The organism is Slackia isoflavoniconvertens (assembly GCF_003725955.1).
In the GTDB taxonomy this organism is placed as follows: domain Bacteria; phylum Actinomycetota; class Coriobacteriia; order Coriobacteriales; family Eggerthellaceae; genus Slackia; species Slackia isoflavoniconvertens.
In genome coordinates, this window is the sequence record NZ_QIBZ01000010.1 from 52,499 (window position 1) to 77,082 (window position 24,584).

The 24,584-nt window shown below is 59.6% G+C and carries 20 protein-coding genes; 2 read left to right on the top strand and 18 right to left on the bottom strand.

Features of this window, described 5'->3' with window-relative positions; all coding sequences use genetic code 11:
* The first annotated feature begins 107 nt into the window (after positions 1-107).
* Both DMP05_RS06515 and DMP05_RS06520 read left to right on the top strand, forming a co-directional pair.
* Positions 108-872, top strand: a complete 765-nt coding sequence (locus DMP05_RS06515; RefSeq protein WP_123219680.1) for a LamB/YcsF family protein — start codon at positions 108-110, stop codon at positions 870-872.
* A 328-nt stretch (positions 873-1,200) separates the two neighbouring features.
* The gene (locus DMP05_RS06520) at positions 1,201-2,514 is read left to right on the top strand and encodes an Nramp family divalent metal transporter (RefSeq protein ID WP_123219681.1); all 1,314 of its coding nucleotides are present in this window, start codon (positions 1,201-1,203) and stop codon (positions 2,512-2,514) included.
* A gap of 343 nt (positions 2,515-2,857) precedes the next feature.
* Here the strand turns inward: DMP05_RS06520 and ppdK are convergent, their stop codons facing one another.
* From ppdK to aes, 18 genes are all read right to left on the bottom strand, one after another.
* The gene (gene ppdK, locus DMP05_RS06525; RefSeq protein WP_123219682.1) at positions 2,858-5,578 is read right to left on the bottom strand and encodes a pyruvate, phosphate dikinase; all 2,721 of its coding nucleotides are present in this window, start codon (positions 5,576-5,578) and stop codon (positions 2,858-2,860) included.
* A gap of 49 nt (positions 5,579-5,627) precedes the next feature.
* Positions 5,628-6,530: a pyruvate, water dikinase regulatory protein gene (locus DMP05_RS06530; protein WP_123219683.1), complete on the bottom strand. Its 903-nt coding sequence runs from the start codon at positions 6,528-6,530 to the stop codon at positions 5,628-5,630.
* Positions 6,531-6,783: 253 nt separating this feature from the next.
* On the bottom strand, positions 6,784-8,871 hold the full coding sequence (gene glyS, locus DMP05_RS06535; protein ID WP_123219684.1) for a glycine--tRNA ligase subunit beta: 2,088 nt from the start codon (positions 8,869-8,871) through the stop codon (positions 6,784-6,786).
* A 3-nt stretch (positions 8,872-8,874) separates the two neighbouring features.
* Positions 8,875-9,792, bottom strand: coding sequence for a glycine--tRNA ligase subunit alpha (locus DMP05_RS06540; RefSeq protein WP_114616038.1), 918 nt, complete (start codon positions 9,790-9,792; stop codon positions 8,875-8,877).
* On the bottom strand, positions 9,793-10,359 hold the full coding sequence (lepB, locus tag DMP05_RS06545; RefSeq protein ID WP_114616039.1) for a signal peptidase I: 567 nt from the start codon (positions 10,357-10,359) through the stop codon (positions 9,793-9,795).
* A 35-nt stretch (positions 10,360-10,394) separates the two neighbouring features.
* Positions 10,395-11,135 (bottom strand): tRNA (guanosine(37)-N1)-methyltransferase TrmD, encoded by a 741-nt coding sequence (gene trmD / locus DMP05_RS06550; RefSeq protein WP_123219685.1) that lies wholly within the window; start codon positions 11,133-11,135, stop codon positions 10,395-10,397.
* 4 nt (positions 11,136-11,139) lie between these two features.
* On the bottom strand, positions 11,140-11,688 hold the full coding sequence (rimM, locus tag DMP05_RS06555) for a ribosome maturation factor RimM (RefSeq protein ID WP_123219686.1): 549 nt from the start codon (positions 11,686-11,688) through the stop codon (positions 11,140-11,142).
* 5 nt (positions 11,689-11,693) lie between these two features.
* Positions 11,694-11,951, bottom strand: a complete 258-nt coding sequence (locus DMP05_RS06560) for a KH domain-containing protein (RefSeq protein WP_114616042.1) — start codon at positions 11,949-11,951, stop codon at positions 11,694-11,696.
* A 2-nt stretch (positions 11,952-11,953) separates the two neighbouring features.
* Positions 11,954-12,199: a 30S ribosomal protein S16 gene (gene rpsP, locus DMP05_RS06565; RefSeq protein WP_114616043.1), complete on the bottom strand. Its 246-nt coding sequence runs from the start codon at positions 12,197-12,199 to the stop codon at positions 11,954-11,956.
* A 178-nt stretch (positions 12,200-12,377) separates the two neighbouring features.
* Positions 12,378-14,633 (bottom strand): polyribonucleotide nucleotidyltransferase, encoded by a 2,256-nt coding sequence (locus DMP05_RS06570; protein ID WP_123219687.1) that lies wholly within the window; start codon positions 14,631-14,633, stop codon positions 12,378-12,380.
* 129 nt (positions 14,634-14,762) lie between these two features.
* Entirely contained in the window at positions 14,763-15,053 is a 291-nt protein-coding gene (rpsO, locus tag DMP05_RS06575; RefSeq protein WP_123219688.1) for a 30S ribosomal protein S15, read from the bottom strand.
* A 383-nt stretch (positions 15,054-15,436) separates the two neighbouring features.
* The gene (locus DMP05_RS06580; protein WP_123219689.1) at positions 15,437-16,693 is read right to left on the bottom strand and encodes an MBL fold metallo-hydrolase; all 1,257 of its coding nucleotides are present in this window, start codon (positions 16,691-16,693) and stop codon (positions 15,437-15,439) included.
* Positions 16,694-16,696: 3 nt separating this feature from the next.
* Positions 16,697-18,226 carry an MFS transporter gene (locus DMP05_RS06585; protein WP_244595080.1) on the bottom strand — a complete coding sequence of 510 codons (1,530 nt, stop codon included), beginning with the start codon at positions 18,224-18,226 and terminating at the stop codon, positions 16,697-16,699.
* Positions 18,227-18,318: 92 nt separating this feature from the next.
* The gene (locus DMP05_RS06590; protein WP_123219690.1) at positions 18,319-19,197 is read right to left on the bottom strand and encodes a MaoC/PaaZ C-terminal domain-containing protein; all 879 of its coding nucleotides are present in this window, start codon (positions 19,195-19,197) and stop codon (positions 18,319-18,321) included.
* 46 nt (positions 19,198-19,243) lie between these two features.
* Positions 19,244-20,827: an AMP-binding protein gene (locus DMP05_RS06595; RefSeq protein ID WP_123219691.1), complete on the bottom strand. Its 1,584-nt coding sequence runs from the start codon at positions 20,825-20,827 to the stop codon at positions 19,244-19,246.
* A gap of 111 nt (positions 20,828-20,938) precedes the next feature.
* Positions 20,939-22,159 (bottom strand): L-carnitine CoA-transferase, encoded by a 1,221-nt coding sequence (caiB, locus tag DMP05_RS06600; protein ID WP_123219692.1) that lies wholly within the window; start codon positions 22,157-22,159, stop codon positions 20,939-20,941.
* 147 nt (positions 22,160-22,306) lie between these two features.
* Positions 22,307-23,458, bottom strand: coding sequence for a crotonobetainyl-CoA dehydrogenase (caiA, locus tag DMP05_RS06605; RefSeq protein ID WP_114616050.1), 1,152 nt, complete (start codon positions 23,456-23,458; stop codon positions 22,307-22,309).
* Between the two features lie 84 nt (positions 23,459-23,542).
* Positions 23,543-24,514 carry an acetyl esterase gene (gene aes, locus DMP05_RS06610; RefSeq protein ID WP_123219693.1) on the bottom strand — a complete coding sequence of 324 codons (972 nt, stop codon included), beginning with the start codon at positions 24,512-24,514 and terminating at the stop codon, positions 23,543-23,545.
* Between the last annotated feature and the right edge of the window lie 70 nt (positions 24,515-24,584).

Consider the following 24,584-nt stretch of genomic DNA (forward strand, 5'->3'; position numbering starts at 1 on the left):
CGCACTCCATGACGCATTCGACCTTGAACCTGTTAAATGCTACGAGCATTTAACAGGTCTCAGCGTAAAGCAAATTCTGTCCCACCACATCCGAAAGGAACGCCTTTATGACACGCGTAGATCTGAACAGTGATTTGGGCGAAAGCTTCGGCCGCTATTCCCTCGGTCTCGACGACCAGGTGATTCCTTTGGTCACGAGCGTGAACATCGCATGCGGAATGCACGCTGGCGACCCGTGCGTCATGCGTCGCACCGTTGCCGCCGCAGCGGCCGCCGGCACCTCGATTGGCGCGCACCCGGGATATCCCGACCTGCAGGGCTTCGGCCGCCGCGACATGGCGCTTTCCCCCGATGAAGCCTACTCATTCGTGCTGTATCAAATCTCGGCGCTTGCCGGTTTCTGCAAAGCGGAATGCACTGCGCTCGCCCACGTGAAACCGCACGGGCAGCTTTACAATCGTGCCGCAAAAGACGCCGCCCTCGCCGAGGCAATCGCCGCCGCGGTGCACGATTTCGACCCCACGCTCGTGCTCGTAGGCCTCGCTGGCGGAAAACTCATCGAAGCAGGGCGAGCGGCGAACCTTGCCACCGCGCAGGAATTCTTCGCCGACCGCAATTACATGGCTAACGGCACGTTGGTGCCGCGCAAACAGGAAAACGCCGTGATCGCCGACGAGGACTTCGCCGTAGCGCGCGTGGTACGCGCGGTTCAGGAAGGCACCATCGAAGCGGTTGACGGCAGCACTATCGAGGTTGCCGCCGACACTATTTGCATTCACGGTGACAATGCCCACGCGCTCGAATTCGCCAAGAAAATTCGCACCGCACTCGCGCAAGCAGACGTAGAGCTGAAACCCTGCCGAACACAATAAAAAGAAGAGGCCTCGCGCTATCCGGAAGCGTTTCATGCAGAATCTTAGAGCGCTTCTGGATAATTCAAACAACCTATCAAGCTGGCAGGAATAGCGCACGTCTTTTCACACTGAATAATTTACATACCATTTCTTATACATGCTTATCCACGTCATTATTTCGGCATGGCCAGTTACCGACTTGTTAAACTCTTCCACTGCCACTCTAATGCGCTAAAGCGTTGAGTACCATCATAATAAACAAGTTACATTATTCGGTTTTGCGCTCGCACCGCCCACCACGACGGGGCGCACGCAAGGCCGAAGCCCGAAAAAAGAAAGGAACGCCATGAGCAAAGTCATCGAAAAGCTCAAGAACGTTGGCCCGGGTGCTCTCGTGGCCGCGGGCTTCGTCGGCCCCGGCACGGTTACCACGTGCACCGTTTCTGGCGCGAGCGTCGGCTACACCATGCTGTGGGCCCTCGTGTTCGCCACCGTCGCCACCATCATCTTTCAGGAAATGGCCGCCCGTGTCGGTATTGCCAGCCAGAAAGGCCTTGGCGAGAACATTCGCGACCACATCCCCAATCCCGTGCTGAAGGGCCTGGCTATCGCGATCGTCATTATCGCTATTTTCATCGGCAACGTCGCCTATGAAACCGGCAACATCACCGGCGGCATTTTGGGCATCCAGGCCGTCGCACCTGGCATTCCCATGGGCGCCATCGTCGTTGTCGTGGGCCTGCTGGCAGCCGTCGTGATGTTCATCGGCCACTACAACCTCATCGAAAAGGTGCTCACGGCCATCGTCGTATTCATGGGCGTGGTGTTCTTGGTCACCGCGCTTGCTTCCAACCCCGATTGGGGCGCCATCGTCTCCGGCATGTTCACGCCTCAGCTGCCCACAAATAACTCCACCGGCCTTATGACCGCCATCGGCCTCGTCGGCACCACCATCGTTCCGTATAACCTGTTCCTGCATGCCTCTTCCGCAGCCGAGCGCTGGAAGGACCCCGAGCAGATTTCCGATGCCCGCTTCGACGCCGTGCTCTCCATTGCCTTGGGCGGCATCATTTCCATGGCCATTCTGGTCTGCGCCGCTGCAAACCTTCACCCGCTGTGGACGACCTGGGAAGTTGACGGCGCTACCGTCGCCGGCATCACGACCGCCGCGGGCGACCAGATTACAAGCGCAAAAATCAACGGCCAGGTCATGGCTCTCGCCCTCACCCCACTTCTGGGCGACTGGTCTACATGGATGATCGGCCTTGGCCTTCTTGCCGCAGGTTTCTCTTCGGCCATCACCGCTCCCCTTTCCGCAGCGTACGCCGTGAATGGCGTGCTCGGCTGGGGCAAGGGCCTGAAGGACGCGAAGTTCAAGATCGTTTGGGCCATCGTCCTCGTATGCGGCTGCTGCATGGCAATCGCTTGGGGCAAGAGCCCGACACAGCTCATCCTTGTTGCGCAGGCCGCAAACGCAATTCTGCTGCCCATCATGGCGTTCTTCGTCATCTTCTGCGCAAACGGCAAAGACCTGGGCAAGTTCAAGAATCATGCCTTCGCCAATATCGCTGGCGTCATCATCATCGTGGTTACGCTGTTCATTTGCTACCGCAACATGACGAACTTCCTCACCTCACTGCAAACCCTCATCGGCATGTAGCTATCAATGCTCGGGAAAGGCCGCTCTTCGGAGCGGCTTTTTTCATGCACCGCTACATGTCCACTGCCCACCTCGTTTTACGAAGAGCTTGCCGAGACCAAGGTACGCTACCTTTCCCTTCGCTCGTTTTGCGCTCACCTGGCTGTGCTTAACTTTGAGATGAAGACAGGCGCAAGCGCAGACGACCTCGGTATACCCATCGAAAAACAGGGTGTGCTGCCAACAGGCGTTCATGATGTTTCGCGTCTAGTCTGCGAGCCAAACGCGAAACGACGGAACACACAAAAAAGGCGCCCTCCCGAAGGAGAGCGCCTTTGAGCCTCTTGAAGAGTCGTCAGCAGGATTACTGCTTGTCGGCGATAGCAGCCTGAGCGGCAGCCAGGCGAGCCAACGGCACGCGGTAGGGGCTGCACGAAACATAGTCGAGACCAATCTTGTGGAAGGTCTTGACCGAATCAGGGTCGCCGCCATGTTCGCCACACACACCGCACACCAGGTCGGGATTGCCCTCGTGACCCAGCTCAACGCCCATCTTCACGAGCTTGGCAACGCCCGGGTCGACGGTCGCGAACGGGTTGTAAGGCAGCAGCTTCTCGGCGAGGTACTGCGGAATGAACTCAGCCTCAACGTCATCGCGGCTGAAGCCGAACGTCGTCTGAGTGAGGTCGTTGGTGCCGAAGCTGAAGAAGTCAGCCTTGGTGGCGATTTCATCAGCGGTCACAGCAGCACGAGGCAGCTCAATCATAGTGCCAATGGGAAGCTCGAGCTCAACGCCCTGCTCCTCGGCAACTTCGGCGATAACGCGCTCGGCGACGCCGCGCATCTTGTCGAGCTCCTTCACCGTGGAAACCAGCGGAATCATGATCTCGGGCTTGGGATCGAGACCTTCCTTCTTGAGCTTGGCAGCTGCGGTCGCGATAGCGCGCACCTGCATCTCGGGAAGAATGGGATACACGATACCCAAACGGCAGCCGCGCAGGCCCAGCATCGGGTTCTGCTCAGCCATGGAATCGATCTTGTCCATGAGCTCGCGCTTGGCCGCGATTTCCTTCGCGTCGGCGCCAGTGGCCTCCATGCGGGCAATTTCCACGTCGAGGGCACGCGGGCTCTCGAGGAACTCGTGCAGAGGCGGATCGAGCAGGCGAACGATAACCGGCAGGCCATCCATAGCTTTGAACATGCCGTAGAAGTCGCCCGTTTGAGCCTCGAACAGCTGCTCGACAGCTTCCTTGCGAACCTCTTCATCCTCGTTCAGGATGAAGGTCTGAATGATCTGCTTGCGCTCGCCCAGGAACATGTGCTCGGTGCGGTCGAGGCCAATGCCCTCGGCGCCGAAGTCGCGGGAAAGCTGTGCGTCGGCCGGGTTGTCGGCGTTGGCGCGAACGCCCAGGCGGCGATACTCGTCGGCCCACTCGAGAATGGTGTCGAGGTCGCCGGTGAGCTCAGGCATAACCAGGTCGACGGCGCCCAGAACGACGATGCCGGTGGTACCGTCGAGCGAAATCATGTCGCCCTCGTGAATCACGATATCGGTGCCGGTGAGCGCGGCTTCCTTCTTCTCAGAGTCAATCTTGAGCTGCTCAACGCCGCAGACGCACGGGGCACCCATGCCACGGGCGATAACGGCAGCATGGCTGGTTTTGCCACCATGGCTGGTGAGAATGCCTTCGGCGGCGATCATGCCAGCAAGGTCGTCGGGAGTGGTCTCCCAGCGAACGAGCACGCACTTCTTGCCCTCTTCAACAGCCTTCACGGCGTCGGCAGCCGAGAACACGGCACCGCCCACAGCAGCGCCCGGAGAAGCGTTCAGGCCACGAGCGAGCACATCGTAGTTAGCGTTCTTGTCGAACTGCGGGTGCAGCAGCTGGTCGAGCTGGGCAGGGTCGACGCGGCACACAGCCTCTTCCTTGGTGATGAGGCCTTCTTTTTCCATCTCAATGGCGATATGCAGCGCGGCGGCGGCGGTACGCTTGCCCACGCGGGTCTGAAGCATCCACAGTTTGCCCTGCTCGATGGTGAACTCGATGTCGCACATGTCGCGATAGTGGTTCTCGAGAATGGTGAACACGCCCTCGAGCTCCTTGCCGGCTTCTTGCAGGCCGTCGACATGCTTCAGCTCGGCGATGGGGCTCGTGTTGCGAATGCCTGCAACGACGTCTTCGCCCTGGGCGTTCACCAGGTAGTCGCCGTAGAATTCCTTCTCGCCGTTTGCGGGGTTGCGGGTAAATGCAACGCCGGTAGCGGAAGTCTCGCCCTTGTTGCCGAACACCATGCACTGCACGTTCACGGCGGTGCCCAGATCGTCGGCAATCTTGTTCTGCTTGCGGTAGAGCACCGCGCGCGGGTTGTTCCAGCTGCCGAACACGGCCTCGATGGCGAGCTTCAGCTGAACGTCGGGGTTCTGCGGGAAAGCGACCGCGCCGTCAACGACGAGCTCGGGATGCTCTTCGGCGGAAACGTTCTGGGAGAAAATCTGCTTGAATTCGGCAACGAGTTCCTGCAGGTCTTCAGCGGAAAGCTCGGTGTCGCTCTTCACACCGCGAGCGAGCTTCTTGGCGGTAATGGCGTTTTCGAACAGGTCGCCGTCGAGGCCCATGACCACGTTCGAGAACATCTGGATGAAGCGACGATAGCTGTCCCACGAGAAGCGGGCGTTGTCGGTGTGCTTGATAAGGCCATAGACCGACTCGTCGTTCAGACCAAGGTTCAGAACCGTGTCCATCATGCCGGGCATCGACATGGGGGCGCCGGAACGAACGGAAACAAGCAGCGGATCTTCGGCATCGCCAATGCGCTTGCCGATACGCTTCTCGAGGTCGAGGCGATACTCCTGAATGGTGTCGAGCGCGCCTTCGGGCCACGTGTTATTCGCGTTTGCATATTCCATGCAGGTTTGGCAGGTGATCGTGAAGCCCGGAGGCACGGGCAGGCCAATGAGGGCCATTTCAGCGAGGTTCGCGCCCTTGCCGCCAAGGATGTTCTTCATATCCTTGTTGCCTTCAGTAACGTTGTTGCCCTCAGCGTCCTTGCCGAACGCGTAGACACGCTTAACGTCTGCAGTCAATGTCTTCTCCTAACATATGAAGTCTAAAAAGTACTGCACCGTGTAATTATCACTCAATCGCACTTTTTTGAAGAGGGTGAGCCAGCTCGAAGTACCGTAATATCTCCTGAGCGGTTTCTTCTACGGCTTTATTGTCGGTTCTAATCACAATACATCCAAGTTTTCGCATAAGCGCGCGAGCCTCTTCGAGGTCTTGATAGACCATTTCGGGCTCGGCGTAGCTCGCGGCGACCATGGAAGCGATGCGCCCCGAACCGCCCAAGCGGCGCTGACGAATGCCCACGAGTACATCGGGAGTCGTCATAAGGCCGAAGATGCGCGACGAATCGCAGTCGTAAATCTCCTTCGGCGGCTCGGTTCCAAGCGCAAGCGGCACATTGGCAACCTTATAGCCCTCCATGCCCATGTAGATGGAAATAGGAGTTTTGCTCGAACGCGAAACGCCCAACAGCACAATATCGGCATCAGGCAAATCTTGCGGATTGCGGCCGTCGTCGTGCTCCACCGTGAATTCCATAGCGGCGATACGGCGGAAATAATTCTGGTCAACCGTGCGCATAAGGCCCGGGTCGCGACTCGCTTCAAGCCCCGAGGCTTTCTCGAGAGCCGAAATAGGACCACCCATCAAGTCGACCGCATGCATACCGCGCTCATCGCAAAACGCTTGCATCAAATGACGCATTTCATCGTCGACAAGCGTATAAAACACTACCAAGTCATCGGGTTTGCCCTTCGCGCGATGCGATTCCTGATGTTTGGTCAAAAAACCTGCGATTTCGTTGAAGCTGCGTACCTTAGGCAGCGTTTCAATGTATGGGTCGGAATAACCGAACTGCCCCGCCGCGGCGCGTGCGAGCGAATGAGCCGTCGCGCCAAGCGAGTCGCTTACAATATGAATCGTGGGAAACGGCGTGTCGTTGTTCACTCCAATAAATCCTTCATTCGATGCCATGCATGTCCCCTCTCTGAAGCGCCCTGCTTTGCAGCACTCACTCCATATTGTTTCATACACCACAAAAGAAAAGGGCGGCAATCGTCCCACGAGACCGTCGGGTTCAAGCATGCTCTTCTTTCGAAAACGAAACCCCGCCGGACAAGCACAACAAAAGCAACAGGAACGATAGCCTGCTGCGGCCTTGGCGAAAGCCTCGCTGCCCTCTCGGCAAATAGGAAAGGGCCCGCCGCATGGCAGGCCCTTCAAAACTCTATTTCTTAGCCATTTTGCCGAAATCGGCGACGTCTTTGAACACAGCGACGAAACGGTTGAGCAAGCGCAGGCGGTTCTCGCGAATCGTCTCATTCTCGTCCATGACCATAACGCCGTCGAAGAACGCGTCGATGGGAGCGCGCAAATTCGCGAGCTCGGCCAAGGCGGCAGCGTATTCGTTGCCGGCGAGATGCTCTGCGACTTTGCCTTCAGCAGCGGCAACCGCGTCGAGCAGCGCACGTTCCTCGTCGCCAAGCAGCGACTCGTCAACGTTCGTACCCAGCTTCTCGTCGCGCAGGTTGTTCGCGCGAGCGTACGCAGTGGCCAAATCGTCGAACGTCTCAGCCTGCTGCTCGCGGGCGGCTACAAGCGCGCGCACGCGCTGCATGAACACAACGGGCTCTTCAACGCTCACGGCGAGCACGGCGTCGATGGCATCGGGGGCAGCGCCCTCGTCTTTCGCCATGACCTTCGTGCGCGTGATGAAGAAGTCGACCACATCAGCGCGAACGGCGGCGGCATCGAACTCGATACCCTGAGCCGCGTAGCTCGCAAGCGCCACGTCAATGGCGGCACCGAGCGAAATGTCGAGACCCTTATCGGAAAGCAGCATAGTCACAATGCCCAGCGCGCTGCGGCGCAACGCGAACGGGTCGGAAGAGCCCGTGGGGCCCTGGCCAATGGCGAACAGGCCGCAAATAGTGTCGAGCTTGTCGGCAATGGCCACGATGCAGCCAACGCGCTCGGCCGGCACATCGTCGCCCGAGAAACGCGGACGGTAGTGGTCGGCGATGGCACGCGCCACGGCGTCGGTCTCGCCGGCGGCCTTGGCGTAGTAGCTGCCCATGATGCCCTGCACGCTCGTGAATTCCACAACCGCGCCCGTGACCAGGTCGGCCTTGGCCAAATAGGCGGCGCGCTCGGCGTCGGCGGCTTCCTGGCCCGTCGCGCCGGCGTCGGCGGCGATGGCCTTGGCGAGCGCAACAATGCGATCGGTCTTGGCGCGCGTGGTGCCAAGCTTTTCCTGGAACACGACGGTGTCGAGGCGCTCAACGTAATCTTCGAGCGGCCGCTTCAGGTCTTCGTCGTAGAAGAACTTCGCGTCGTAAAGGCGAGCGGCCACGACGCGCTGGTTGCCGTCGACGATGTTCGCCTCGAACTTCGGATCGCCGTTCGAGGTGATGAGGAACTTATTCGCAAGCGTCCCATCGGCGTTGAACAGCGGGAAATAGCGCTGGTGCACGAGCATGGCGTCAACGGTGATTTCCTTAGGAACCGCCAAGAACAGCTCGTCGAACTCGCCCACCATAACCGTGGGGAACTCGGCGAGGTTCACGACTTCAGCCATGGTTTTCGCGGGAAGCTCGGCCACAAGGCCCGTCTTCTCTTCGATAGCCGCGACCTGCTCGCGAATGGAAGCCTCGCGCTCGGCCTCGGTGGGCACCACGTTGTGCTCGCGAAGCACATCGATAAGAGCGTCGGCCGAAGCGACCTCCCACGGTCCGGGCGCTAAGAAGCGATGGCCACAGGTGGTGTTGCCGGCGGTAAGGCCCGCGAACTCAACGGGAACCACCGCGTCGCCGTGCATGGCGAACAGCCAGCGAACGGGGCGGCTGAAGTGCTCGTGGCGCGAACCCCAGCGCTGCGAACGCGGCCAGTAGATGGAGGTGATGAGGTTCTGCAAAATATCAGGCAGAAGCGTGACCACCTGCACCGACGGGGTCGATTTCACGGCGTATACATATTCGACGCCGTTCTCGTCGCGGCGCTCAAGAGCGCTTGCGTCAACGCCCTTGCCGCGAGCGAAGCCCAGGGCAGCCTTCGTGGGGTTGCCGTCGGCGTCAAACGCGATTTTCGCAGCGGGGCCGCGGAAGGTTTCGGTCAAAGCCTCGGTGGCCTCGGGCACAGCGAGCGCGCTCACGATAAGGCGGCGCGGCGTAGAGTACACCGAAATCTCGCCATGGGGAATGCCCGCGCCATCGAGCGCGTCGGCGAACATGCCGCCGAGCTTTTCGGTTGCGGCATGCAGAGCGAAAGCAGGCAGCTCTTCGGTGCCGATTTCAAACGTTAGCGTCTGATTCGCCATGATTTACGCCTCCTCGCCTTCCTCGGCCGGCTTCACGCCAACCACGTGTTCCAAATAGCTTGCGCAGCACGCCTTGGCAATGGTGCGCACACGCAGAATGTAGCCCATGCGCTCCGTGGCCGAAATCACGCCGCGCGCGTCGAGCAGGTTGAAGGCATGCGAGCACTTCAGCACGTAGTCATACGCGGGAAGCGGCAGGCCAGCAGCCAACACGCGGTTGCACTCGGCCTCGTAGCGGTCGAATTCGCCGAACAACATGTCGGTATCGGCAACCTCGAAGTTGTACGCCGAAAACTCGCGTTCGTTTTCCAAGAACACGTCGCCGTAGGTGAACTCGAGGCCGTCGTCGCCACGACTCCACACGATGTCGTACACCGAGTCGACGCCCTGCACGTACATAGCCAAACGCTCCAGGCCATAGGTAACCTCAGAAGGAACAGGGTCGCACTCGAAGCCGCCAACCTGCTGGAAGTAGGTGAACTGCGTCACTTCCATGCCGTCGATCCACACTTCCCAGCCAAGGCCCCAAGCGCCCAGCGTGGGCGATTCCCAGTCGTCCTCGACGAAGCGCACGTCGTGCTCGGCGACCGTGATGCCGATGGCCTCCAAGCTGCCCAGGTACAAATCCTGAATGTTGTCGGGCGAAGGCTTCATGAGCACCTGGAACTGGTAGTAGTGCTGCATGCGGTTCGGGTTTTCGCCATAGCGGCCGTCAGCCGGTCGGCGGCACGGCTGCACATAGCACGAACGCCAGGCGTCGGGGCCCAGCGAGCGCAGCGTGGTGGCCGTGTGGAACGTGCCCGCGCCTACTTCGTTGTCGTAAGGTTGCATAACAACGCAGCCGTTGTCTGCCCAGTAGCGCTGCAGTCGCAGGATGATCTCCTGAAACGTGGGCGCCTCGGGCCTGGGAGCTTTGCTCATTTACAGCACTCCTATATGGTTGAGGGGCCAATAGATCGCGACAGCGCGGCCGGTGACGGTTTTGCTGTCGATGGGTCCGAAATAACGGGAATCCGCAGAATCGGTTCGATTATCTCCCATTACCCAAAGATAGCCTTCGGGAATGGTATAGGGATAGCTTATAGAAACATTCGCCGCAGTTTTCAGCGGCTCGGAGGGCTTGCCTTCGGTATAGGGCTCGTTTTGCGCCACGCCGTCGATATACACGGTGCCATCGATGAGGTCGACCGTTTGGCCGCCCGTGGCAATAACGCGCTTGATGAGCGTGCGACCCGCGATTTCAGGGTCTTCGAACGTCACGATGTCGCCGGCCTGCGGCTCGTGCGTGTAATAGGTGATTTTCTCGGACCACACGTTGTCGCCCACTTCAATGGTGTCTTCCATAGAGCCCGAGGGAATCGTGTACGGGCATACCACGAAGTTTTGGAGCAGCCACACCAGACCGATTACGAAAACGATGTAGAACACCCACGAGAGCGCTTTGCGTAAACCCCCACCGGCGCTTGAGCCATGCTGGCCATAAGCCATGAAACGTGCATCCTCTCAAATAAAAAGGCGCCCCGTTAGGCGCCTTCGATTGTGCCATCGCGCAATGATAGCAAAAAAGCCCGCTCGGCTTGCGAAACATTGGCACTCTCCAACAAATCGGGACGCAAGCGTGCCGTACGAATGAGCGATTGCTGGCGACGCCACGCATCGACCTTGCCATGGTCGCCCGACAACAGCACACTGGGAACCTCCATGCCGCGGAAATTCGCGGGGCGCGTGTACTGCGGGTATTCGAGCAGACCGTCGTAGAAGCTCTCGTCGATGGAGCTGCCCTCATCGCCCAGCACGCCCGGAATCAGGCGCACCACGGCGTCGATGATCACCATGGACGCAAGCTCTCCCGACGTGAGCACGTAATCGCCCAGCGAAATGCACTTATCGGCAAGCGAATAGGCGCGCTCGTCGATGCCTTCATAATGCCCGCAAATAAACAGCAGGCGGTCTTTCTCGGAAAGCTCGGTGGCAACGCCCTGGTCGAACGGCTCACCGCAGGGTGTGAGGAAGATGGTGTAGGGTGCGGCACCCTGCGCGACGATATCGTCATACGCCTCAAAGATGGGCTCGCACTTCATCACCAGGCCCTGGCCGCCGCCGTACGGGTCGTCGTCGGTGGTGCGATGGCGATCGTGCGTCCAATCGCGCAGGTCGTGCGCGTGGAAATCGAGCGCGCCCGATGCCTGCGCGCGCTTCATGATCGACTCGCCCATAACCGAATCGTACATATGCGGGAACGTGGAAAGCGTATCGATGCGCACGGTACTACTCCTCCTCCGATTCCGACATATCAACCAAGCCGGCCGGCAGGTCCATGTAGATCACGCCCTCGGCTTCGTCGATATCGACAATGAAATCTTCCACAAAGGGAATGAGCACCTGCTCGCCCTCTTCGGTTTCCACCACAATGAGATACTGCGTCGGCATCTCGCGCACTTCCACGATCTCGCCCACATACCCCTTGGTTTCGTCTTCCACCTCAAAGCCCACGATGCGCTCGGTGGCATACGAGGCGCCTTCCTCGAAGCCTTCTGGCAAATCGGCGCGCTCGACAATCACATGGCTTCCCACGAGCTTCTCGGCGACATCGAGGTTTTTCACGCCGGAAAACGCCACAAGCCAATCGTGGCCGCCGGCATGCGTTGCCTCTTTTACTTTTGCTTCGCGCGGCCCATCGATCGTGGGCGGCACGAAGTGAACGCGAAGGCCCTCAGATAAAAGAAAAGGAAGGCCCCGTACTGGGCGTACGGTGAGCCTTCCCTTCAAGCCTTGCGTTGCGACGAGTTCGGCCACATCGGCCCAACGACGCGACATATACGCTACCCTTCGACGAGTTCGACTTCCACGGCGTTGCCGTTGCCACATGCGGCAGCACGGGCGAGCACGCGAATCGACTTGATTACGCGACCCTGACGGCCAATCACCTTGCCAGCGTCGTCTGCGGCCACGCGAATCTCCACGAGCTCGCAGCCGTCGTTGGTAAAGGTGGAAGTAACTTCCACGGCGTCTACGTCATCGACGAGAGGCTCGACGATGCCGCGCACCAACTCGACGATGCCGGATGAAGTCTCGGCCATGACTACTGAGCCTTCTTGACCGTATCGATCAGACGAACAACGGTGTCGGTAGGCTGAGCGCCCTTGGCCATCCAGTCGGCAACCTTCTCGAGGTCGAGGGTGATCTCAGAGGGATCGGTGTTGGGGTTGTAACGGCCAACCTGCTCGATGTAACGGCCATCGCGGGTGCAGCGGCCATCGGCCACGACGACGCGGTAGACAGGATGCTTTTTTGCGCCATGGCGGGCGAGGCGAATCTTGACTGCCATTTAGAAAACTCCTTAACGTGTTTTACTACGAATTCAAAACATGCGAGGGAACATGATATCTCCTGCTCCCCCACTTTTCAAGCCGACCTCGCGAAAGATGTGCCCAGCGGGGCCGGTTTATGCGGGGTTTGTGAAGCCGAAGCCCCCAAACCCCGATTATTTGCGTGTGCGGCGGCGCTTAGTGACGACGACGCGGGGTGCGATGCTCGTTGGCTTCGCGGTTGGAACGACCTGGACGATGGTCGGTTTTCTCGCCGCGGTCGCGACGCTCGCCGCGATCTTCGCGCTCGCCGCGATCTTCGCGCTCACCGCGCTCGTGGCGAGGCGCCGGGGCAGAACCTTCAGGAGCATCGGGCTTCTCCAAGCGGTCGAGCGAGATTTTGCCCGACTTCGGATCGATCTCGATAACCTGGACCTTCACCATGTCGCCCATGGAGAGCACGTCCTCGACCTGGCCGACGCGACCATTGGCCATGCGGGAGATGTGCAGCAGGCCGTCCTTGGAAGGCGTGAGCTTGATGAACGCGCCGAAGCTCTGGATGCCAACCACGGGGCCTTCGTAAACCTCGCCCACTTCGGGGACCTTCACGATAGCCTCGATGGCAGCGCGAGCAGCCTTGCCGGCTTCCTGGTCGACGGACGCGATATGCACGGTGCCGTCTTCCTGAATCTCAATCGAGGCACCCGTGGAATCCTGGATGCCGCGAATGGTTTCGCCGCCCTTGCCAATGACCTCGCGAATCTTGTCGACCGCGATGTGAATGGTGTCGATGCGCGGCGCGGTGTCGCGCAGCTCTTCGCGGGGCGCGGCGATTTCTGCGAGCATGGCCTGCAGAATGAAGTGGCGGCCAGCCTTGGCCTGCTTCAGCGCGCGGCCGAGAATCTCGGTGGACAGGCCCTTGGCCTTGTTGTCCATCTGAAGGGCGGTAATGCCCTTCTCAGTGCCCGTGACCTTGAAGTCCATGTCGCCCAGGAAGTCTTCCAGGCCCTGGATGTCGGAAAGAATGACGATGTCGTCGCCTTCCTTAATAAGGCCCATGGCGATGCCGGAAACGGGAGCCTTGATAGGCACGCCCGCGTCCATGAGCGCCAGGGTGGAACCGCAGGTGGAAGCCATCGAAGAGGAACCGTTCGATTCCATGATCTCGCTCACCACGCGAATTGCGTAGGGGAACTCGTCTTCGCTGGGCAGCACCGGCAGAAGTGCGCGCTCGGCGAGGGCGCCATGGCCGATTTCGCGGCGCTTGGGAGCGCCCATGCGACCCGTTTCGCCCGTGCAGTACGGCGGGAAGTTGTACTGGTGCATGTAGCGCTTGGATTCCTGCGGGTCGATGGTGTCGAGGCGCTGGGCTTCGTTGAGCAGACCCAAGGTGCAAATGGAAAGCGCCTGGGTTTGGCCGCGCTGGAACAGGCCCGAACCATGCACGCGAGGCAGGTAGCCGGGACGAATGTAGAGCGGACGAATCTCGTCGGCGGCGCGGCCGTCGGCACGCTCGCCCGACTCGATGACCATGCGGCGCATGGCATGCTTCTCAAGAGCCTTGCAGGCGGCGGCGATGTCGCTGCCCCATGCGGCGCGCTCTTCCTCGGTGAAGTCGTTTTCCTTGATGGACGACTTCAAGGCCTCAACCTTGGCGATGCGCGAAAGCTTGTCGGCATCGTGCAGGGCTGCGCTCATCTCGTCATAGTGGGCGTCGACGCGCTCGGCGATGGAGGCGTCGGGCACATGCACGGGATATTCCTTGGGCTCGGGAGCGACCTTGGCCAAGAATTCCGCCTGCTTCTCGCAGAAGGCGGCGATGGCCTGCTGGCCGAACTCCATGGCGGCGAGCATGTCTTCCTCAGAAACTTCCTGAGCGCCGGCTTCGACCATAGAGATGTAGTCTTTGGTGCCAGCGATGGTGAGCTCGAGGTCGCTCGTCTCCTGCTCGGCATAGGTGGGGTTCACGATGAACTCGCCGGTCTCGGCGTTGCGGGCGATGCGCACGCAGGCCGCCGGGCCGTCGAACGGGGTGCCGCCGCACAGAAGCGCGGCAGAGGCGCCGCCCACGCAAATGCAGTCGGGCGGGTTCTGGCCGTCGCACGCAAGCGTGGTAGCCACAATGTGGACTTCCTGCTTGAAGCCGTCGGCGAAGCCGGGACGAATGGGACGGTCGATCATGCGGGCGGTAAGGGTGCCCTTGTCGGAAGGCTTGGCCTCGCGCTTGAGGTAGCCGCCCGGAATGCGGCCGACGGCGTACATCTTCTCGATGAAGTCGACGGTCAGCGGGAAGAAGTCGTAGTCCTTCTGCTCCTTGGAGACAACAGCGGTGACCAGGCACGTGGTTTCGCCCTGCGTGACGAGCACGGCGCCGGTGGCCTGCTTGGCGAGCTCGCCGGTTTCCAGGCGGTAGCTCTTGCCGTACAGCTCGAAGCTCTCGACGATCTTTTCCATGTAGAAAGTTCTTCTTTCTCTTCTTCTTCGGAGGCATGCTCTTCATGCCCCTCGCGAGCAAGCGGGGCCCCTGCCCTGCCCGACCGCTATATACTGCAAAAGCCCGCCGAAGCGGGCTCCATGCAAGACTTAGATGTTGTCGCGAATGCCGAGCTTCTTGATGAGAGCACGGTAGTTCTCGATGTCGCGATCCTTGATGTACTTGAGCAGACGACGACGCTTACCGATGAGCTGCATAAGGCCACGACGGGTGTGGTTGTCCTTCTTGTGCTCCTTGAGGTGCTCGGTGAGGTGCTTGATGCGGTGCGTCATGATGGCGACCTGAACCTCGGCGGAACCGGAATCGCCTTCGCCTTTGCCGTACTCAGCGATGAGTGCCTTGACGGTCTCTTTGTCAATGGAACGAGTGGTTGCAGTCATTGCTCCACCTTTCTTGACACGCGAACGTGCCATCGCGCGGCTGTTGCGAGCCGCTTGCTTTCATTCGCCCAATGCCGCGAATCCATGCAGGTGGTGCGTGGAAACAAGGCCCTGGGTAATTGCAACCGTTGCAGTATATCAGACAATCCCGGCACTTCGCGGGAATTTCACAAGCTTCGAAACCTGAAAACCTACCGGACGCCTCCCCGCCGCGAAATGCCCGCCACGCGTGGGACACTCGCCACCCGCCAACGACCGCCACCTGTTAAATGCTCGTAGCGTTTAACAGGTTGGCCGAACCGCGAACACGCCAGGAGCGCAAAAACCTGTTAAACGCTGCGAGCATTTAACAGGTTCCCGCAGACACCAACCCCAAGCCCGCACTAACACGCATAGAATCGCCAGGTGCCGTCGACTTCCTCACGGCGGAGCTTGCCTTGGTTTTCCAGATAGCGCACGCCAACGAACGCTTCGAGCATAGAGTAATATCGCGAAATCGAAGGCGCCGCACGCCAGGCGGTCTCATCTTTCTGCGTGAGCGAACGCCGCGCCAACTCTTCGCCACCAATGCCGGGGCACTCGCGTGCGGTCGCGACCATGCGGTCGCAATGGCGCAGCTTGCGCGACACGATATCGGCCGCGCGCGAACGCAGCGTTTGTCCGCCGAATCCCTCGCCATGTCCGGGAAGCGTCCAGTGCACGTGCTGGAGCCATTCTCCATCAACGCCATGCGGCTGCGAATCGTCACGCTCATGCACACCGGCACCGACAGCCCCATCGGCCATCTGCACGCGCGCATCGACCCTGCCAAGCTGCAGCTCATCGGGCTCCTGCACGCGCGCGCCACGCGGGCCATGCAGCTGCCGCCCGCCCGAACCGAAGAAGCGCTTCTCACCGAAGCGCTCCGACTGCATGCCGCTCGCGCCGAACACGCGCTTGCCGTCGGAACGCCACAGGGCAAGCCGCTGCGGACCATCGCCGCTCAGGCCAAGCCCTTCCATATACAGCGCAAGCGCATCTTCGCCATCGAACGGCGCATCGACGCTCGGCGTGGTGCCGAAAATCACCTCGTCGCCCGTAAACGACGGCGCGCCGTCACGCCCCACCAAGCACACCAAATCGAGCGTATGCCCCGGTACCTCAACGACGTCGAACACGAAGCGCCCCACATGCACCTCGTCACCCTCGCGCACGAAACGGTAGTCGAACGCGCCCGGCGGCAGAAACGTGGGCTCGTAATCGTTGCGCGAATATTCCTCGGCATCGGCCGGCGTCGCACCCATCTTCAGCATGCGCCGCACGAACAGCCCGCGCGCGGCTTCGGCGCGAATAGGACTGCGCTCCTCGAAGCCCACCTCGGACACATACACGCACGTGCCCTCGGGAAACAGCACCCGCGCCGCCTCGGCATGATCGAAGTGCGTATGCGTCAAAAACACCTTGCACTCCCCTGGCGCCACGCCAAGCTCGAAGAGCGCATTGCGCACACGGCGCATACCCACTTCATTGGCCGCACCCGGGTCAACCACCAAGCAATCGCCGCCGTCGCGCACAATGTAGCAATTCGACTCGCCCGAGCCTAAATTAACGAAAGGAACCCGAACGCAATACACGTCCGGGTTCGAAAAAACTTTGTCCATGAATTAACGTGCCTTGTAAACCGAATCGATTCCCTCGAGCGCGCTCGTCTCGGCGAGCGACTTGCCCTTGGTCTCGGGGGCAATGAACCACGACATAACCAGGCAAATGCCCACAAGCACCGCCGCCACGAGCATCGTGGGGCCAACGCCGAACGCAGCCAAGAACAGCGGCGTGCCGTACGTCGACACAATAGTGCCAATGCGCGAGAAGCCAATGGCGATACCCACGGCCGAAGCGCGAACCTCGGTCGGGAACAGCTCGTTGGGATAGAGCCACTGCAGAATGCCCGGGCCTCCGCTGAAGAATGCGTACATGCCGAACGCAAGAATCACAACGAAAATCGGTGCCGCGGGCCACACGCCAAGAATGGTAAGGCCCGCACCCATGAATACCAAGCTAATGAGCAACAGCTTGCGACGGCCCATGGAATTCAGCCAGAACATCGCGGGAATAGAACCAATCAAGAAGAACAAGCTCACGACGCTCTCGCCCAAAATCGACTCCTGGCCCTCGCCCAAGCCGAACGCGGTCATAATATCGGGGCCGAACGTGTAAATGGCGTACATCGGCACCACCTGGCACAGAATGAACACGCCCATGAACACCATGCGTTTCATGTAGCCGGAATGCAGCAACATGCGCAGCGAGGTCTTCGGCTGCTCTTCCTCATCCTCGAGCTCGACGTCTTCGCCGAACACGCGGTGCACGATTTCGTCAGCCTCTTCCTTGCGACCCTTCTTCGCGAGCCACATAGGCGATTCGGGAATATCGTGACGGCCAACCAACAGAATAATGCAGGGAATAACCGCCGAACCGAGCATCCACTTCCAGCCGTCGGGCACGGTATACAGGAAGTAACCCACGAACGCGGCCACCGTAGCACCCAAATACCACGCCGCCGACACCGCGCCCATCGAAATGCTGCGGTATTTCTTCGGCGTGAACTCGGCGATAAGCGAAGTCGCAATGGGATAGTCGGCGCCTACGAACACGCCGATGAAGAAGCGCGCCGCGACGAGCTCCCACGGGTTGCTGCAAAAAACGCTCAGGATCGAGAAGAGGGCAATGGCAACCAGGTCGATTATGAACATTTTCTTACGGCCGATGGCATCGGTCAGATAGCCGCCGGCAATGGTGCCCACCAGAATGCCCAGCATAACCGACGCGCCAATAGCGGCCGATTCGGACGCGGTGAGGTTGAACATGGGGGTAATTTGCGTAAGCGCCACGCCGATAAGCGAAAGCACGTAGCCGTCCAAGAATGAACCGCCACTCGAAAAAATCGCGATCTTGCGCAAAAACGGCGTCATCGCAACGTCGTCGATGGTCTTTTTCGCCTTGCGTTTCACATATCGAGCGACGCGCTCGGGCGACCATTTGCCATGTTCTTCGACGTACGCGCGCTGCGTGCGCACGTCGGGGCTCGCCTGGTGCAGAATCTCTTCACGAGCCATATCGTTGTTTTCGCGAGCCATATCGCTGTCGTTCTTAGGCGGACTCACAACTTGAGTCGTTTTCTTAATAGTGCTCATTGTTCCTCCTTTGAAACGTAATCGCCTATAAGAAGGCTCGCCGAACCACTCCAGCGAGCCCCACTACTAACTAGAAATGCCGCGTGTGAATGCTATGCGCGCTCGGGGTCCCATTCAACGATACCATTGTTAAGGAACGGCTTCGAATCGGGAGCGTCGGCGTTGACCATTCGGAACCTTGCCTCGCCCTCGGCCGTCTTCCATACCACGGTGCGCAGGCGCACGCCAGGCAGAACGGGGGAAGTGAAGCGGCACTTGAAGCGCGTCATAGCCTCGGGATGACCCGGGAACAGCAGGGAAATCACATGGCGCATCGCCACGCCCGCGCTGCTCACGCCGTGAGCGATCGGACGCTCGAGGCCGGTCTGCTCGGTATAGGACCAGTCGATGTGCTGCTGATGCCAGTCGCCCATCATGCGGTATACGAGCGGCCAGTTGTAGCCGTAGGTTTCCTCGTAAGCGAAGTCGGCTTCGCGATCGGGGTAATCAACAGCGTCCTTCGGGGGAAGCTCGCCGCCCCAACCGCCGTCGTAGATGCAGCAGTCATAAGTATCAACCGTGCACAGGTGCGTGCCGTCGGCGGAATACGACTTGCCCACCTGCTTCGAGAGCGAGCCGCGACCCTCGCCGCGGTCCCAAATGGCCTCTTGAGTCACATAGGTCTCAATGTGGTCAGACATCTTGAACGGAGCATGGAAATGCACGTCAATGCCGTAGTGCAGCGAACCGGAATAATCGAAGCCGTAGTCGAGCGTCGTCGTCATTTCCTCGTTCACGGTCAGCGGCACGGCGAAGATCGGGAGAACCTTCAGGTCGGGGTTTTTCGCGTCGTGTTCGTTGACATATTCCAAGTCAACGCGACCGTCCCAGCCAGCACCGCATCCGAGCGCACAAATCTCCAAATCTTTGAAGGTGTAGTCACGCACGAAGGGCCCGAAGGTCTTACCTACGATTTCAGTTGAAATAGCCAATGTCCTCCCCTTTCAGCAAACAACTGATCTATATGAAGAAACCAATTTAATGCAGAAGCTTCTTCGCACACTTCCCCACACTTGTATGGGGCAGCGCATCCACCACCTCTACGATGGTTGGAACCTTGAAATGGGCCAGGTTGTGGCGGCAATGCTCAAGCACGGCCTCCACATCGGGCTCGACGTTCGGCTCGAACACGAGGAACGCCTTCACCGCCTGGTCGCGAACCGGGTCATCAACGCCGATGACCGCCACCTCGGCAAGGCCGGGGAATGTATTCAGAACCTCTTCAACTTCAGAGGCGGAAATGTTTTCGCCAGCGCGCTTGATCATGTTGGACTTGCGATCGACGAAATACATCCAGCCGCCCTCGTCGAAATAGCCCTTATCGCCCGAGCGCATCCAGCCTTTGCAGTCAACGCAGGAATTCGTAGCGGCCTCGTCGTTGTAGTAGCCCTTCATAAGGGAGACGCCCATCTCGCCATGGAAGACGATGTCGCCCACCTCGCCGGCAGGAAGCACGTTGCCCTCGGAATCGACCACGCGCACGTCATAGCCCAGGCCGCTGCGGCCCACGCTCGGCCAGCGGCGCTCGCCATACGGCAAATCAGTCGTGACCCAGCACACCGACTCGGTAAGGCCATAGCAGTTCTGCAGGCGCACGCCGAAACGGTTCTCGAACTCGTCTTTCTCAGGCTCCTCAATAGCCAGGTAATACTGCACCGACTTCACGTTGTGGTCGCGCTCGCCTTCCACCACGGGCTGCATCATAAGGGTGCGCACCATCATGGCGACGAGCTGCAGAGCGGTGGCACCGAATTCGCGCACCTGCGACCAATAGCGACGCGCGCTGTATTTCTCGACGAAAACGAGCGTCGCGCCACAGGTAAGCACGGGCATAAGCGCCGCCGTTTGAAAATTGGAATGGAACGCCGGCATGGTCGTGAGCAGTCGGTCGTCGGGCGAAAGGTTGCACTGCCAATCGCCGTAGTAGCCGCCATAGAGCATATTGGCGTGGGTTAGTTCAACACCCTTCGGGTCGCTCGTAGTACCCGAGGTGAAAATAATCATGGCCGTATCGAGCGGGTCGATGTCGATCGAAACCGAAAGCTCGCTTGTCTGCTCAGCGACTTCCGCATCGAAGTCGCGCGCCGTGCCGAAAAGCCCCTCGTCACCCGCGTGCGCGATGAACAGCGTAGGCACATTGTGCGGCTCTCCGCCAAGCGGACCGGCAATGCAGCTTTCCACACCCGCGCAGTAGTAGCACTGGCAATCGGGCTCGGCGATAACCACCGAAATGTCGCACTTCTCGTACACGTACACGCATTCGGCAAGCGTGTGCTGCATATTGATGGGCACCGCCACCGCGCCGAGCTTGGCGCACGCCATGCAGCATGCGATGTGCTCGGGGCTGTTGTAGAGCTGCACGCCCACATTTTGGCCGGCAGTCACGCCGACCGAGCAAAGAAGATTCGCAACGCGATTGATGTATGCATTGAATTCGGCATAGGTGAAATCGCGCTGCGAGCCATCTTTGCCATGAAATTCAAGGAAGGTATGCGACCCCCTGTTAGTGGCGAGCCATTCCCACATGTCAGCCAAATTCTGGTTTCCCACAATAGTTGCCATGCGCTAAACCTTTCCCCGAATTCCTGGTAAAAATCCCCAGTTTTAAATGTGGCCCGCACGAATGCGGGCCACATCGGCAATTACGCCGCGATAGAAATCGCGAAATCCCGCTTAGTTCTCGCCAATCTTGACGACGTTCTTCTCAGCGAGCTCCTGCACCTGCTCGGCGGTGTAGCCAAGCTTGGTGAGGACGTCCATGGTGTCGCCACCCTGGGCAGGCATCGGGCGCCAAATCTGGCCCGGGGTCTGCTCGAAGCGAGGCATGGGAGAGAGGCCCTTGAAGGTGTCGCCGTCTTTGGTCTCCCACTCGACGAAGTTGCCACGGGCAGCCATGTGCTTGTCGGCAACCATGTCTTCGAACTCGTAAACGCTCTGAGCGGCGATAGCATGGTCGGCCAGAATTTCTTCGAGCTCCAGCTTGTCATGCTCGAGCAGCCAAGCCTCAAGGCGCTTCTCAAACTCTTTAGCGATGGGCATGGACAGCCACAGGGAAGCGGTGTCCTCGGGCAGCTCGGGGGTGCCCCAGTGCTCGCCCAGGCCGAGCTCTTCGATGATCCACTTGTTCTGGCGAATGCCGAACAGGTTCAAAGCGATGAAGCCGTCCTTGCACTTGTACACGCCAATACCGCAGAGGTTGACGTTGCGAGCGCCAGCGCGAGGCCACTTGATGCCCTCGTTGAGGAAGTCAACCAGGTAGTACTGGCTCATGTACATGATGCCCTCATACATTGCCCAGTCGATGCTCTCGCCCTTGCCGGTGCGATCGGCCTTGCGCAGTGCAGCCAGGGAGGCACCAATGAGCAGGTAGGAGTTGATGTAGTCACCGGAGTACGGCATGGAAATCATCGGCTGCTCAGCGGTGCCGTTCTGGCAAGTGAGGCCAGCGTAAGGGCCAACGGTGCCGTCGTAGGCAGGACGCTTGACGCGGTCGGGGTCGCCGAATTTACCGTAGCCGGAGCAGTGGACGATGATGAGCTTGGGGTTAACGGCCCACATATCCTCATCGGTGAAGCCCTTGCGATCCCACGTGCCGCCCTTGGAGGACTCGAAGAAGATGTCGGTGTCCTTGAGCATCTTCAACAGAACTTCTTTGCCCTCGGGGGTGAACTGGTTCAGAGCGACGGAGCGGCAGTTACGACGCTCGGCCTGAGCAGCGTTCTTAGCATCGCGAACGGTGTCGCCATAGCCCGTGTTCTCGAGCCACGTAACATCGGCACCCCAGTCAGCCATGATGTTGCAAGCGCGAGGAATAGCTTCCTCCATTGCAGCGAAGACGATTTTGACGTCGTCGAGAACACCAAAGCTCGGTTTTTCGGTAGGAATGGCAGCCATATTGCTGGTCCTTTCTCGTTTCTCAGGGTGCGCCGCGCCCTCACACGGCGCACCTGTTGAGATTTCCCCAAATGCGAGGCGACTTGCGCCTCACGTTATTAGTAAACGCTGCACGGCCCCGCCCACGACGGGGCCATACGATGCGAATTACTGGCGATACGCCTTGATAGCGTTCTTGGAAGCGGTGAGAATCATCATCTCGTCGGTGCCACCGGAGACACGGTCGACACGCAGGTCGCGCCAGATGCGGTTGATGCGGTGCTCAGAAGCAACGGCGATGCCGCCCATGACCTGCATAGCGTCGTCAACGACCTCGAAGGAAGCGTTGGCGCAGAAGTACTTGCACATTGCAGCCTGGCCAGCGTCGACGTCGCCGCCGAGGTTGGTGTCGGCGTTCCAGGCAGCTTCGTAAAGCATGTTGCGCATGGAGTCGAGCTTGATGGCCATGTGGCAGAACTTCAGGGAGTTCAGCTGGAAGCGAGCGACCGGCTTGCCGAAGGCAACGCGAGCCCAAGCATGCTTGGCAGCGTCTTCGAAAGCAGAGATAGCCGTGCCGTAGTCGCACGCAGCAACGAGCCAGCGCTCGAAGTTGAAGTCAGCGACGCCGCGGTTGAAGCCGTTGCCCTCTTTGCCGAAGAAGTCCTTCTCTTCCATCTCGACGTTGTCGAGGTAGACCTCGCAGCAGGAGTCCATACGCAGGCCCAGCTTGGTGAGCGGGGACAGCGAGATGCCCGGCTTGGACATGTCGACGAAGAACTCGGAAATGACGTCCGGGTTGTCAGCGTCGCGGCACATGATGATGAGATACTTAACGCCCTTGGAAGAGGTGATGAAGGTCTTGGTGCCGTTGAGGTAGATCTTGCCATTCTCGCGCTTGTAGGTGGTCACGAGGCCGGAAACGTCAGAGCCGGCGCCCGGCTCGGTGCAAGCGGAGTTCACAACCTGCTCGCCCGTGCCCAGGTACTTCAGGCAAGCATCGATCTGCTCCTGAGTGCCCTCGCGGACGATGGTGTTGTAACCGGTGAGCAAGTACAGAACATAGGTCGGGGCACCGTACTGGCCGAGAACCTCGTAGATCGCCATCAGCGTGGTGATGGGCTGCTCGAGGCCGAGGCCACCGTGCTCCTCATCGAGCATGATGCGGTCGAAGCCCATTTCGCAAAGGCCCTGGGCCCAGCGCAGCGGGTACTCATGCTTCTCATCGCACTCGTGGAAGTAGGTCTCCCAGTTCTCGCTCTCCATGTAGTCGCGGTAGGACGCCACGATGAGCTCTTGTTCGTCGGTCAGATTGAAATCCATTGAGGAACCTCCTTATTGGTTGCACTCACATCCGGCCTCGCCGGAATATGACAGGATTGGGGGTGGGCATCTGCCCTATTGAAGCTACGCCTGATGGCGGGTCTTCCAGAATTCAGCGGAATGTTCGATGCACTCAGCAGCTTCATCGAGCATTCGGGAGTAGTGAACGAATGCATGCAGCACGCCTTCGAACACTTCGTGCTGGTTGCGCACGCCGTTGGTGTCGAGAACGCGATGCAAAAGCTCGGAATCGTCGCGCAGCGGGTCAAGACCGGCAGCGGCGATGTAGCACACAGGCATGCTCGTCGTAAGGTCGTTGTGGAACATATCCACGTACGGTGCCTTGGTTTCGGTAGCCAGGTCGTTGAGCCAGCACTCGTTGTAGTAGATAAGGTCTTCCTTGCGCATGCCGTCGATATCCCAACCGTACAGGCGCTGCGACATGGAATCTTCCAGGCCATAGAAGCCGTAATACAGAAGCAGGCTCTTCACGAAGGAGTTGTCACCCTCTTCGTCGCGCAGCCACAAATTCGATGCCATCGAAAGCACTGCGCCGCCCGAGTCGCCGGCGAATGAAAGGTCGTCGCCGTCGATGCCTTCTTCAGCACCATGCTCGTGCAGGTGTTTGGCGACCATCACGCACTCCTGAATGTTGGTGGGATATTTCGACTCAGGAGACAGGTGGTAGTCGACGCTCACGACAACCGCGCCCGTTTTCTCGGCGAGAATGCGGCACACGCGATCGTGGGTGTCGGGGCTGCCCACAACAAAACCGCCGCCGTGAATAAATTCAATCACGGGAAGCTTCTCAGCTTCGACGGGGTAATAGTAGCGAGCCATGAATTCGCCCATGGGACCTTCGAACGTACGCTCGACGGTCTTGGCCATAACCGGACCGCCCTCGTTCCAGAAGCGGCGCTCGCGCACGTAGTTCTCGCGCATCTCGGCGAATCCCACGTCGGTGACGAAGGCGTCGCCTGCAAGCTCTGCCGACTTCTGGAGGACGGCTTTCATCTGATCGTTCATGAGCAACTGCGGATCGACTTTGTTTTCCATACTCAATCCTTTCTCGATGACTTGGGAAAGTGGAGAGGCGTTTGGCGTCGCCTCTCCACGAGGCCAGCGG